This window comes from Chthoniobacterales bacterium, assembly GCA_035274845.1.
GTDB lineage: Bacteria > Verrucomicrobiota > Verrucomicrobiia > Chthoniobacterales > UBA10450 > AV80.
Window position 1 is genome coordinate 288,000 of record DATENU010000015.1, and the last position, 11,631, is coordinate 299,630.

Sequence of the window (11,631 nt, forward strand, 5' to 3'; positions counted from 1 at the left end):
GTCGAGCTTAAAGTCCGAGATGCCAGGGCTGAATCGCGCTTTCAGCGCTTGTTATGGACGGGGCTCGGGGTCCCTGGGGCGTTGCCCCAGGCTAAATTGAATTGCGCCTTTGGCGCAAACGGCGGTTTGGAAAGCGCCGCTCCTTGGTGGGGCGGCATCCGGAGCTCTCAACACTCAACTACCGACTCTCAACTTGCCGCGCGAGGGCGGCTTCGATGAAGCCTTTGAAGAGCGGGTGCGGCTTGTTCGGTTTGCTCTGGAATTCCGGGTGATACTGGCAGGCCATGAAATAGGGGTGATCCTTTAGCTCGATCAGCTCGGCGAGCGAACCATCGGGTGAGGTTCCCGAGATCATGAATCCTTTTTCGCCCATTCTCTCCCGATACTTCATGTTGAACTCGTAACGGTGCCGATGGCGCTCCAGGACTTCGTCGTCGTCGTAGATCTTTTCCGCAACGGTGCCTTTGGCGATCTTGGTCGGCCAGGTGCCGAGCCGCATGCTGGCGCCTTTGTTTTTAACGTCGCGCTGCTCCTCGAGCAGGCAGATGACAGGGTCGGCCGCGTCCTTGTCGAACTCGGTGCTATTGGCTTTTTCCAAGCCGCATACGTTCCGGGCGAACTCAATCGTGGCCACTTGCATGCCGAGACAGAGGCCGAGATACGGAATCTTGTTTTCGCGTGCGAATTTCGCTGCCGTGATTTTTCCTTCGACGCCCCGCTCTCCGAAGCCGCCCGGAATCAGGACGCCGGCCACATCCTTTAGATGGCCATCAACGCCGCCCTCCAAGGTTTCGGCATCGATCAATTCCAGCTGAATCCCGCAATCCTGGCTGGCCGCGGCGTGGGTGAGCGATTCGTAGATGCTTTTGTAAGCGTCCTGCAAATCGATGTATTTACCGACGACGGCGATCTTGACCTGTTTCTTCGGGCTCACGACGCGTTCGACGAATTTCCCCCAGTTCGTCAGGTTCGGCGGCGGCGCGTCGATATGGAGCAGCTCGCAGATCAGGTCGTCGAGACCCTCGGCGTTCAACATCAGGGGCATTTCGTAAATCGTGTGGGGAACGTCGCGCGCTTCGATGACTCCGCGCGGCGAGACGTTGCAGAACATCGAGAGCTTCTGGCGCAGCTCGGCATCAAGCGGATGTTCGGTCCGGCAAAGCAGGACCTGCGGTTGAATACCGATCTCGCGCAGCTTCGCAATGCTTTGCTGGGTCGGCTTCGTCTTCAATTCGCGCGCGGCCCGGATGTACGGCACCAGCGTGACGTGGACATTGACGACATTCTGCCCGCCCACTTCCAAAATGAATTGCCGGATCGCTTCCAGAAATGGCAGCCCCTCGATGTCGCCAGTCGTTCCGCCAATCTCGGTAATGACGACGTCGGCTTTGCTCTCGTCGGAAATTTCGCGAATCCGATCCTTGATGACATCGGTAACGTGGGGAATGACCTGGACGGTTTTGCCGAGGTAATCGCCGCGCCGCTCCTTGTTGATGACGCTTTCGTAGACCTGGCCGCTGGTGAGATTGTTGTGGCGAGAGAGAATGCAATTGGTGAAGCGCTCGTAATGGCCGAGGTCGAGATCGGTCTCCGCGCCGTCGTTCAGCACGTAAACTTCGCCGTGCTGAAACGGGTTCATCGTCCCGGGATCGACATTCAGATAGGGATCGAACTTTTGGAACACGACCCGCAAACCGCGGAGCTCGAGAAGCGTGCCGAGCGACGCCGCTGCCAGGCCTTTGCCTAACGAACTCACCACTCCGCCTGTAATAAAAATATATTTCATTTCCGCTTCACCCGGGGCGGTCGCTGGCCCGCGGACTTCAGGACGCGCTCGATGGTTCGAGCATCCTCCGGAGTGTCTACCCCGGGCGATCCGCTGGCCGTGATGACCACCTGAATTCTTACTCCATTCTCCAGCGCGCGCAATTGCTCGAGCGATTCGGCACGCTCCAAAGGCGAAGTTTTCCAGCGAACGAAACGGAGGAGGAGAGCGCGCGAATATCCGTAGATGCCCTGGTGCCGGAGAAACAAGGAGGGGCGCTTTCCAAACCGCCCTCTTCCTTCGCCCGGCAGTTTCAAACCGCCGCTCTGCGAAGCTGGAATGGCGGCGCGCGAGAAATAAAGAGCGTTGCCGTTTTGGTCCAGCACCACTTTCACCTGATGAGGTGACGCCGCCTCCGCGGGATCTTCGAAGGGATGCGCTGCCGTGATCATCTCAAGGTTGCGATCGCGCTGCAATTCGCGCACGAGGCGATCGATCAGTTTCGGATCGATGAGCGGCTCGTCGCCCTGGATGTTGACGATGTGCGAAAATTCCTTCGCCTTCGCCGCCACTTCGGCGATGCGGTCCGTCCCGCTGGCGTGGTTGGCCGAAGTCATGGCCACTTCAGCGCCCCAATCGAACGCCGCTTCCGCGATCCGGAAATCGTCGGTTGCGATAATGAGCCGATCGAGCTTTTTCGCGCACCGGCATCGTTCCCAGACATGCCGGAGGAGCGGCTTCCCCGCAATCGGATGGAGCGGCTTGCCCGGGAAGCGGGTCGCGCCCCAGCGGGCGGGTATGATGCCAAGAGCTTGAGTCATGTTAATACTCGATTCGGAGGATGAAAAAATGGCCGCTGGTGAAGACAAGAGTTACAAAAGGAGCTGATAGGCACTTTTCGGAAAAGGCCGGGACCGCGTCCGTGAGAAGCACAAAGGAAACGCCATGGCGTGCGGCGATTTCGAGGAAACTGTCACGTTGATGGTTCGCCAGGTTGCGGGGTAGCTCCTCGAGGGCGGCGATCCGCGGCTCGTAGGCGACAAAAAGATTTGAGAAAGTCTGGTCGATGGCAACGGTTTTCCGGCCCGCGGCTCCGAGCATGATGAGGGCATCATGGGGCGGCGCAAGAACGACGGTGCCGGGTGGGGTCTGATGACGCAACCAGGCAATGGTTTCGCCGAATCCGGACAAAGAAACGTATTCCAAGGACAGGTTCCGGGCCGACTCGAAATCGAAACGATGGAGGAATGGCCGAAGCTGAAAAGGCAAAAGAATGCCGAGAATGAGCAAAAGCACGATCGGAACTGGCAGACGACGCCACCGGGCAAGCAGCACCGTGAGCCCATCCGCGGCGCAATACAATCCGTAACCCACCAGCAGTGTCCCGGCCACCCGAAGGTGAAACAACCAATGAAAAGGCGGGACCAAACCGGGGAGGTGAGCACTGGGCCAGGCTTGCCGGACGTAGCCGTAAAGGAGCATGCACGAGCATACTCCTAACGACGTTATCAAAGTGAGGCGCGCTGCCCTATTGGTCCGCCTTCGGAAAAGCAGGACGAATCCTCCTAAGGCTAACGCATTTCGGAGGTTCAACGCTCCCCATAGCAACTGGGATAAACGCTGCAGTTCGGCTTCTTCCCACATGAAATCCTGCGGGGCGGTATTCTTGATCTGGAGGCCATAGTGCCAGAGAATCGTCGCCAGCAACGGCGCGCTCACCGCGAATGCTGGAACCAGGACCAAGCCCCAGCGGATTGGGACCGCGCGGCGTCTTGTCCAGTCGCAAGCCAATACGACCGCGACCGATCCGGCCACGATCGCCGTGGCAGTGTGCGTGAGGAAGGTTAAACCCAGCAACAGACCACAGGCCGCCCAGAGTCCATATCGGTCGCGGTTTCGAGCGCGAATGGCCACACCAATGGTTAAGGCAAACGGCACGAGCGAAAGCAGGTTAGTAAACAACCAGGGCGAATAGGTTGGCGCGGCCCAGGACGGAATTTCGTTAGGTCGCAGAAATAAGAACGCAAATAACACTGCCAGCCCCGCCCACCGGCCCCACAGAACGACGCCGAGTCCAAAAATCGCGAGAGGTACGACCAACCCGACAATGGCGCCGTAATGCGCGTAAATCTCGACCGGCTCAAGACCAAACAGGTGAGCAATGCCTCCAATTACCGCGGGTCCAAGCGGATTGTACCAGTTCTGTTCGCCCGCGTAGTAGGCGTCTGCGGGAAAATCGCCACGGATGATTGTCTGGGCAAAAGCAGTATCGCGGAAGAGATCGTCGTCGTAGGGCCAGGCGAGATCGTAAGTCGCCAGCCATGCCGGCCGGAAAGCAATCGCTAGCAACAGGAGAAGCACGCAAAGGCAACCGAGCGCGGGCAAGACGCGAGCCGTCGAGAACCGAGACTGCACTGTGCGCTCAGAGTCGTCCGGCATGATCTCAAGCGGGAGCGGTTTTGTCAGTTCGTTCTGGGTGCCTTCCCGTCGTGGCTGCGCCCAAAATAATATCCACAGCTTCGGCGAGATCGCGGGCAATCCAATCCGCGCCGCAGTTCGTTTCGCCTGCGCCATATCCAGTCTGGACCAGGATCGTCCGCACACTGGCATTTCGGCCGCAACCGATGTCGCTCGCCTTATCGCCGATCAGGAAGGACCGCCGCAAATTGAGGCGGTGATCGCGTTGCGCTTCGAAAATCATTCCCGGTCCTGGCTTGCGCCGGATGGAATCGGTGCTGGGCAAATCGGGACAATAATAGCTGGCGTCGATCAAGCCGTCGCCGATTTGGCGGTTAAACTCCGCCTCCACTTTCCCGTAATCCGCTTCCGTAAAATAGCCGCGCCCAATCCCGCTTTGGTTGGTGACAACGACCAGTTTGAACCCGGCCTCCTTCAGCCGGCGCAGCGCAGCGGAGGCCTGCGGGAATACCTCCACGTTGTTCGGATCACCGCAGTAGTCGACATCGCGCATGAGGGTCCCGTCACGATCCAGGAACACAGCCGGCCAGGCCTCGCTAGACGAGCCGGTCATTCTGAAAGCTGGCGATGAGTTCGTCCCGCGTCGCCGTCGCCGTTCCCAGTTTTCCCACGACGACGGCGCTGGCGTGATTTGCGATTTCAGCGGCTTCGTCCGGCGTGGCGTCGCAGCAGAGGGCGAGGGTGAAGAGAGCAATGGCCGTGTCGCCCGCGCCGGAAACGTCGAAAACCTGCCGCGCCTTGGTGGGAATGTGGCGCGGCTTTTTGCCACGTTGAAAAAGCATCATGCCCTGCTCGCCGAGAGTAATCAGCAAAAGTTTCGTCCCCCATTTCTCGAGCAGAATTTCGCCGGCTCTCAAAAGTCTCGTGTCTTTTCCCGGCGGATCGATCGGCTCGCTCCAGGGAAGGCCCGCGGCCAGAAAAGCCTCGTTCCGGTTCGGCTTCACCGCCGTCACGTCTTTCCAATCGATCGGGTGGTGCGGATTTGGATCCCCGGCCACGATCTTGCCCGCCGCCTTCGCGTCGTTGCAGATTTGGCGGACGAGGTCTGCGCTCAAAAAACCCTTGCCGTAGTCCTCGAAAATGACGGCATCGGTCCGGGCGAGCCGGCGCCGGACGTTCCGGACGATCCGCGAGACGTGGGCTGGGGAAGGGGAGCGAAGCTGCTCGCGATCCACCCGGACGATCTGCTGGTTCCGGGCAATAATGCGCGTCTTTACGATCGTCGGGAAGCCAGCTTCCTGGATGGCATCGGCCATATCGATCTTTTGGGCGGCCAAAAGCTCCCGCAGTTGGGCGCCGCCGCGATCTGTCCCGACCAGCCCGACGACCGCCGCTTCCTTAACAAATTCGCGCAAATTGCGCGCGACGTTGGCAGCCCCGCCGGGATAAAAGCTTTCGCCGGTGACCTGCACCACCGGCACCGGCGCTTCCGGGGAAATGCGGCCCACTTTGCCCCAGACGAATTCGTCCAGCATCAGGTCGCCGAGGACGAGAATTCGCTTCCCTTTAGCCAGCGCCAGGATTTCCGTCAGGCGGGTAACGTTCATGACCGCAAAACGGAGCCGAGAAAAAGAAGTCGGGGCGAATGCCGCCAGCGGGCGGGGTTGATGCGATTCAGAATCAAAATTTTGAAAGGGTAAATTTGTGCGGGATGGACTTCTGCCTAGAGTTATCCATTAATTCCTGAATACGAAGGCGAAATCAACAGTCGAAGCTTGCCGATGATCCCATTCGCTAAAATTTCAAAACTCACATTTGTCCTCGCAGCCGGGTTGCCGCTTTTGGCCGGCGGCGCAGAGACTTCCAAGCGCGAGACTCCAAAGCACGTCGATATCAAGGAGCTCTCCAAGAAGGTTGACGATGTCGTCGTGCCGTTGCCGAACGAGGTGTTCGGCGCCCTAAACAAGCTGGGCGGCGTCAATTGGCGCGAATACGTCCGGAACGACAAAGGCAGTAATTTTACTGAGCGCCCGCGGATTGCCCTTTTGCTGGGCGCGGTCATCGCGGACGGCTTTATCGCCGTGCAGGCGGAGGACGCCCCGACCGTGAAGGAAATCGGCCAGCGCGTGCTCAGCCTCGCCAAGGGAATCGGGGTCGGCAACTCGATCACGCCGCACGCCAAAGCGATCACGGAAGCGGCGGACAAGCGAAATTGGACCAGCGTGCGCCAGGAGTTGGACCGCACCCAAAACAGCGTCCAAACGGCGATGAATGAGGTGCATGATGAAAAACTGTCCCAGTTGGTCAGCCTCGGCGGCTGGCTCCGCGGCACGGAGGTTTTAACCGCGGTGGTGAACCGGCGCTATTCCGAAGAGGGTTCAGAGCTGTTGCATCAGCCGGATTTGCTCGCCTACTTCGAAACCAAACTCCAGGCGATGCCCGAGTTTAACCTGAAACTCCTTCAGGATATCCACAAGGCCCTGGTGGAAGTGAAACCGCTCATCGACGTCGGCGACGCCCACATTTCTCCCGCTTCGGTGAAGAAGATCAATGAAATCACCACCCAGCTGGGTGATAGCATCACGAAGAAAAGCCCCTAGCTCCCCATGATCGAATTCCTCAAAACCACCTGGCGCACGAGCTTCCTGCTGGCTTTTGTTTTGGCGGCGACGCCGGTCCTGCGCGCCTCGGTCGACGACGCGCAATCGTTCGCCCTCCAGGCGGCGGAACCATACGTCAAGGAGGGCTTCCAGGTCCGCGAGGATTACTGGGGCGGCGACCTCGGGGTGAGCGAGAAGAAGGCGGTGCGCCAACAGTTGTTCAAAGGAAACGAATACTGGTTCTGGCTCGGCACGGAAGTGGAGGCCGCGAAAGTTTCCGTCCACGTTTACGATTCAGAGGGCAAGCTCGCCGAACAACCGGACAGCTGGCAGAAGGGCCACTTCGCGGCGGCCCATATCACCCCCAAGAATACCGGCAGCTATTTCATCATCGTCGAAATCGAGCAGTCGCCGGAAGAACGGACCCATTGGGCGCTTGTTTACGGATTCCGCTAACCAACTCGCGGCTGGCCCAGGCCGGTTGAAGTGCGGTTTGACACTGCTGCCCCGGGCGTTATCATCAGCGCCCCCGGATTCGTGAAATGACAGAAACGCGCACGCTGCAGTTCGATAGCGCACGGTCTGTGCAATCGCTCTACGCCAACGACCTCAAGCTTTTAAAGACGCTCGAGGATTCGCTCGGCGTAAAAGTCACGACCCGCGAAGGCTGGGTTAAACTTGAGGGCGAACCGGAGCAGGTCGATCGGGCCCAGCGCGTTTTCGACCAGCTCGAGCAGGCCCGGCAAAAGGGCGTGGATATTCACAAACACGAGTTCAGTTACGCCTTGAATTCGGTGACGGAATCGCGGCCCGACAGCCTGAGCGACGTGGTCGACGTGAAGATCACGACCTCAGCGCGCAAGCCGCCCATCGTGGCGCGCACGCTTGGGCAAAGGAGCTACGTCGAGGCGATTCAAAAACACGATATCGTGTTTGCGATCGGACCGGCCGGGACGGGGAAAACTTACCTCGCGGTCGCGATGGCGGTGGCGGCACTCAAGAAAGAGCAGGTCAGCCGCATTATCCTGACGCGGCCCGCTGTCGAAGCCGGGGAAGCGCTCGGATTTCTTCCCGGCGATCTCCAGGAAAAGATTACGCCGTATCTGCGGCCGCTTTATGATTCGTTGCGGGATATGATGGATGCCGAGGAAATTGAACGATCGGTCGCGCGCCAGACGATCGAAGTCGCTCCGCTCGCCTACATGCGTGGCCGCACGCTCAGCAACGCTTTCGTGATCCTGGATGAAGCGCAAAACACCACGACCGAGCAGATGTTCATGCTCCTGACGCGGATGGGGCCGAACTCCAAATGTGTCGTGACCGGAGATGTCACCCAGATCGATCTGCCCTCCAACAAGCGCTCCGGATTGGTCGAAGCGCTTCAGGCTTTAAAGAACGTGCCCGGCATTGCTTTCTCCTATTTTTCCGAAAGGGACGTCGTCCGTCATGAACTCGTTCGGGCCGTGATCAACGCCTATCAGCAACACCGATCGCCCGCCAACACCAGCTCTAACGCTCGCAAATAACCGATGCTCGATTTTCTGAAACGCAGTCAGCTCGTAAAGCGTGGTCTCGCCTCAGGCAAGACACGCCGGCGCCGGACCAAAAACGAGCTGCTCCACATTCTGGAATATGCCGCCGCGATGAAGTGGTTTGTCTTTGGGGCGTTCGTCGCCGGACTGGCCTTTTTGATTTTCGGCGGGCAACAGCCGGAACCGACCAAAAACTTCGTCATCGCGCTTCTCTTTTTCGCCACGGCCCTGACGCAACTCTGGATCAACCAGCCAACGACATTCCTCCGCAGTTCCCGCCTCGCTCTCGTCTTTGGCGTGATTTTATTGCAGCTCGGCGCGACGAAATTTCTGCTCGTTCTCTGTAACAGCGGGTCGTTCACTTTCTTGCGCCCGGAAACCGTCGGCTTGATCGCGCCCTACGCGTTTGCCCCGCTCCTCCTCAGTGTGCTTCTCGGTCGCAACCACGGGTTGTACGCCTCGGTTTTCGTCAGTCTTTGGAGCAGCATTCTTTTTGGAAAAATCGATGCGCCGTTGCTCGTTTGCGGCCTGATCAGCGGGTTCACCGCGGTTTATCTCACGCTCCAGGTGCGCAGGCGAAGCCGGCTCATTCGCGCCGGACTCGGAGTCGGGATCGCGATCTGGCTTTTATCGCTCACCTTCGGCGTCATTGGCCCGATCGATTTTCTTTCGCCGAACACAATCGACTGGAAGATGATCGGCATCCAGAGCGCCTTCGCCATCGGCAACGGAATTTTGACCGCCACGATCGTCGGGGGAGTGCTCCCGATTTTCGAGCACCTGTTCCAGGTCACGACCGACATCTCCTGGCTGGAAGCATCCGATCTCAATCACCCGTTGTTGCGGCGAATGACGATCGAAGCGCCGGGGACGTATCATCATAGCCTCGTCGTGGCGAACCTCGCCGAAGCCGCCGCGGAGGCGATTGGCGCGAACGCGACCCTCTGCCGGGTCTGCTCCTATTTTCACGACGTCGGGAAATTGGTGAAGCCCGAATACTTCACCGAGAACATGAACTTCGAGCGCAACCCTCACGACGATCTCGCGCCGACGATGAGCGCGCTGATCATCATCGCCCACGTGAAGGAAGGGGTGGACCTCGCGCTCAAGCATAAACTCAATCGGCGCATTATCGACATCATCCAGGAACACCACGGAACGTCGCTGGTCTATTACTTCTACAAGCGCGCACTCCAGCAGCAGGAGGACGCCCGGACCGGCGGCAAGATCATGAACCTGCGGGAAGAGGACGTTCCCGAAGTGCGCGAGGAAACTTTCCGCTACAGCGGTCCGAAGCCGCAGACCAAAGAGAGCGCGATTATCAGCCTCGCCGACATGATTGAAAGCGCCTCGAGAAGCTTGGAGAAACCGACGCCGCAGAAGATCGAGCAGCTCGTCTCCGACCTGGTGAGCCAGCGAATCGCCGACGGCCAACTGGTCGAATGCGATCTGACCCTGTCCGACTTAAACATCATCGCGGATCGCTTTCGTTTCACTTTGATGACGATGCTGCATACCCGTATCGCCTACCCGAAGCACGACACGAAGATTACGCCGATCCGCGATGAAAACATGCGACCGGACGTGATGGCCGAAACTCGAAAGCCCGAGTCGGCGCCGCCAATCTCGGCTGCCTGAGAATTCCGGCTACGGCCGGATTTCGACCGGGGTTCCGTCAGGCACAGCGCGCCAGATCTCTTCGATCTCGAAGTCTGTCACGGCAACGCAGCCAGCGGTCCAATCGCTCCGCCGATGAAATCGTCCGATCCAGCCCCGCCCATTTGGGAGGCCGTGGATCATGATGTCGCATCCCGCTGAAACGCCGCTGGCGGTGGCTCGGTCGATGTCCCGTTGCTCGGGATAAGAAACATGTAACGCCAGATGAAAATCGCTGTCGCGCTTGTGAAAGTCGATCAGGTAAACGCCTTCCGGCGTGCGTTGGTCGCCTTCCTCCTCTTTTGGTCCAACCGGCACGCGGCCCAGGGCCACCGTGTAGGTTTTCAAGGGTTCGCCGTTTTTTAACAAAGTGAGCCGCCGGTCGCCTTTTTCTACCAGCACGCGGTCGGCGATAGCATTCGAGGGGAGGGGACGCAGATTAAGATGAGCGGCCGCTACGACTCCCAGGCTCAGCAGGCAAAGCACAGCCAAAACAAAGAACACCACTTTCATGCTCGAGTTTGGTGACGTTCCGGATTGATCTAAGGCAGGTCAGGCCGCCGGGCCCGCGGCTCGCGGTCCTTTGCCGTCGCGGTGCTCGGTGAGGTGACGAACGGTCCACCCTCCAGCGGGGCGCTTTCAGAGAAGGCGACATCTGGCATTGCGCTCGGCAGCCCTTCCAGGGGGAACTCTTTCCGGAGCGGAAAATAAGGGTACCCCTCCCACATCAGGATTCGGCGCAAATCGGGATGGTCTGTGAAGCGAAGTCCCATCATGTCGTAAATCTCGCGTTCGTGCCAGTTTGCCGCCGGCCAGACATCCGAAACCGTTGGGACCTCGCCCGGGTCTTCGGAGACCCGCAATTTCAGGCGTAAATGAACCCCGAGCGTCATCGAATAAAGTTCGTAGACAATTTCAAAGCGCGGTTCGTCGCCGAAATTATCGACGCTCGAAATATCGATCAGGTAATCGAACGAAAGCTCGGCTTTGCAAAATTGCGCCACCTCCCGGAGATCGGCGGGAAGAATGACGAAAGTCGATTCGCCTCGAAATTCTATCCTCTCCTGGAGTCTCGGGCCCAGGAGCTGGCCGAGCGAATTGAGCAACTCAGGCCCCGTCATGCCATCACGCCTTCGAACTTATCGAGGAGTTCGCGCTTTTGTTCCCGGAACGAACTTTCAGTCGAGACCTTTCTTTGCAGCGCCATCAAGCCCTCGAGTAACGCTTCCGGGCGGGGCGGGCATCCGGAGACATAAACATCCACCGGGAGCAACTGATCGATTCCCTGAAGGACAGCATAGGAGCGATACATGCCACCGGTCGAAGCACACGCGCCCATGGCGATCACCCACTTTGGTTCCGGCATTTGCTCATAAATTCTCTTCACGGCCAGGGCCATTTTGTAGGTCACCGTGCCGGCCACGATCATCACGTCGCATTGCCGCGGCGAAAAACGCATTACTTCCGCGCCGAAACGGGAGATATCGAAACGGGCGGCGGCGGTCGCCATCAGCTCGATGGCGCAACAGGCAAGGCCCATCGGCATCGGCCAGAGGGAATTCTTGCGCATCCAGTTCATGGCCGCGTCCAGACGAGTGAAAATAACGTTGCCCTCGATCTTGGAATCGTAGGCGGCGGGCCGCACTTCGTGCATGGCGGA

At 59.0% G+C, this 11,631-nt stretch carries 12 protein-coding genes; 4 read left to right on the forward strand and 8 right to left on the reverse strand.

Annotated elements, in window-relative coordinates; genetic code table 11:
• Positions 1-178: 178 nt before the first annotated feature.
• The 5 genes from VJU77_10915 to VJU77_10935 are packed head-to-tail and all read right to left on the reverse strand — an operon-like array spanning position 179 to position 5,790.
• Entirely contained in the window at positions 179-1,786 is a 1,608-nt protein-coding gene (locus VJU77_10915) for a CTP synthase (protein ID HKP03854.1), read from the reverse strand.
• On the reverse strand, positions 1,783-2,586 hold the full coding sequence (kdsB, locus tag VJU77_10920; GenBank protein ID HKP03855.1) for a 3-deoxy-manno-octulosonate cytidylyltransferase: 804 nt from the start codon (positions 2,584-2,586) through the stop codon (positions 1,783-1,785). The genes VJU77_10915 and kdsB overlap by 4 nt, the downstream gene beginning before the upstream one ends.
• A 1-nt stretch (position 2,587) precedes the next feature.
• Positions 2,588-4,204 carry a hypothetical protein gene (locus VJU77_10925; protein HKP03856.1) on the reverse strand — a complete coding sequence of 539 codons (1,617 nt, stop codon included), beginning with the start codon at positions 4,202-4,204 and terminating at the stop codon, positions 2,588-2,590.
• A gap of 4 nt (positions 4,205-4,208) precedes the next feature.
• Positions 4,209-4,796 (reverse strand): HAD family hydrolase, encoded by a 588-nt coding sequence (locus tag VJU77_10930; protein ID HKP03857.1) that lies wholly within the window; start codon positions 4,794-4,796, stop codon positions 4,209-4,211.
• Positions 4,780-5,790: a PfkB family carbohydrate kinase gene (locus VJU77_10935; protein HKP03858.1), complete on the reverse strand. Its 1,011-nt coding sequence runs from the start codon at positions 5,788-5,790 to the stop codon at positions 4,780-4,782. The genes VJU77_10930 and VJU77_10935 overlap by 17 nt, the downstream gene beginning before the upstream one ends.
• 174 nt (positions 5,791-5,964) lie before the next feature.
• Here VJU77_10935 and VJU77_10940 point away from each other — a divergent pair, with 174 nt between their 5' ends.
• The 4 genes from VJU77_10940 (at position 5,965) to VJU77_10955 (ending at position 9,953) form a co-directional block, all read left to right on the forward strand.
• A complete protein-coding gene (locus VJU77_10940) occupies positions 5,965-6,783 on the forward strand; it encodes a hypothetical protein (protein HKP03859.1) in 819 nt (272 codons plus the stop codon).
• Between the two features lie 6 nt (positions 6,784-6,789).
• A complete protein-coding gene (locus tag VJU77_10945; protein HKP03860.1) occupies positions 6,790-7,239 on the forward strand; it encodes a hypothetical protein in 450 nt (149 codons plus the stop codon).
• Between the two features lie 86 nt (positions 7,240-7,325).
• A complete protein-coding gene (locus VJU77_10950) occupies positions 7,326-8,309 on the forward strand; it encodes a PhoH family protein (GenBank protein HKP03861.1) in 984 nt (327 codons plus the stop codon).
• Positions 8,310-8,312: 3 nt separating this feature from the next.
• Positions 8,313-9,953: an HDIG domain-containing protein gene (locus tag VJU77_10955; GenBank protein ID HKP03862.1), complete on the forward strand. Its 1,641-nt coding sequence runs from the start codon at positions 8,313-8,315 to the stop codon at positions 9,951-9,953.
• Between the two features lie 9 nt (positions 9,954-9,962).
• On the opposite strand, the gene VJU77_10960 is transcribed toward VJU77_10955, so the two are convergent.
• The 3 genes from VJU77_10960 to nuoB are packed head-to-tail and all read right to left on the reverse strand — an operon-like array spanning position 9,963 to position 11,625.
• The gene (locus VJU77_10960) at positions 9,963-10,484 is read right to left on the reverse strand and encodes a L,D-transpeptidase family protein (GenBank protein HKP03863.1); all 522 of its coding nucleotides are present in this window, start codon (positions 10,482-10,484) and stop codon (positions 9,963-9,965) included.
• A 29-nt stretch (positions 10,485-10,513) separates the two neighbouring features.
• On the reverse strand, positions 10,514-11,092 hold the full coding sequence (locus VJU77_10965) for an NADH-quinone oxidoreductase subunit C (GenBank protein HKP03864.1): 579 nt from the start codon (positions 11,090-11,092) through the stop codon (positions 10,514-10,516).
• The gene (gene nuoB, locus VJU77_10970) at positions 11,089-11,625 is read right to left on the reverse strand and encodes an NADH-quinone oxidoreductase subunit NuoB (protein HKP03865.1); all 537 of its coding nucleotides are present in this window, start codon (positions 11,623-11,625) and stop codon (positions 11,089-11,091) included. The genes VJU77_10965 and nuoB overlap by 4 nt, the downstream gene beginning before the upstream one ends.
• Positions 11,626-11,631: the final 6 nt, after the last annotated feature.

What these genes read in the sequence shown, in the direction of transcription:
- VJU77_10915 (HKP03854.1), bottom strand. Translation starts at nt 1,786, where the DNA reads ATGAAATATATTTTTATTACAGGCGGAGTGGTGAGTTCGTTAGGCAAA.
- kdsB (HKP03855.1), bottom strand. Translation starts at nt 2,586, where the DNA reads ATGACTCAAGCTCTTGGCATCATACCCGCCCGCTGGGGCGCGACCCGC.
- VJU77_10925 (HKP03856.1), bottom strand. Translation starts at nt 4,204, where the DNA reads ATGCCGGACGACTCTGAGCGCACAGTGCAGTCTCGGTTCTCGACGGCT.
- VJU77_10930 (HKP03857.1), bottom strand. Translation starts at nt 4,796, where the DNA reads ATGACCGGCTCGTCTAGCGAGGCCTGGCCGGCTGTGTTCCTGGATCGT.
- VJU77_10935 (HKP03858.1), bottom strand. Translation starts at nt 5,790, where the DNA reads ATGAACGTTACCCGCCTGACGGAAATCCTGGCGCTGGCTAAAGGGAAG.
- VJU77_10940 (HKP03859.1), top strand. Translation starts at nt 5,965, where the DNA reads ATGATCCCATTCGCTAAAATTTCAAAACTCACATTTGTCCTCGCAGCC.
- VJU77_10945 (HKP03860.1), top strand. Translation starts at nt 6,790, where the DNA reads ATGATCGAATTCCTCAAAACCACCTGGCGCACGAGCTTCCTGCTGGCT.
- VJU77_10950 (HKP03861.1), top strand. Translation starts at nt 7,326, where the DNA reads ATGACAGAAACGCGCACGCTGCAGTTCGATAGCGCACGGTCTGTGCAA.
- VJU77_10955 (HKP03862.1), top strand. Translation starts at nt 8,313, where the DNA reads ATGCTCGATTTTCTGAAACGCAGTCAGCTCGTAAAGCGTGGTCTCGCC.
- VJU77_10960 (HKP03863.1), bottom strand. Translation starts at nt 10,484, where the DNA reads ATGAAAGTGGTGTTCTTTGTTTTGGCTGTGCTTTGCCTGCTGAGCCTG.
- VJU77_10965 (HKP03864.1), bottom strand. Translation starts at nt 11,092, where the DNA reads ATGACGGGGCCTGAGTTGCTCAATTCGCTCGGCCAGCTCCTGGGCCCG.
- nuoB (HKP03865.1), bottom strand. Translation starts at nt 11,625, where the DNA reads ATGCACGAAGTGCGGCCCGCCGCCTACGATTCCAAGATCGAGGGCAAC.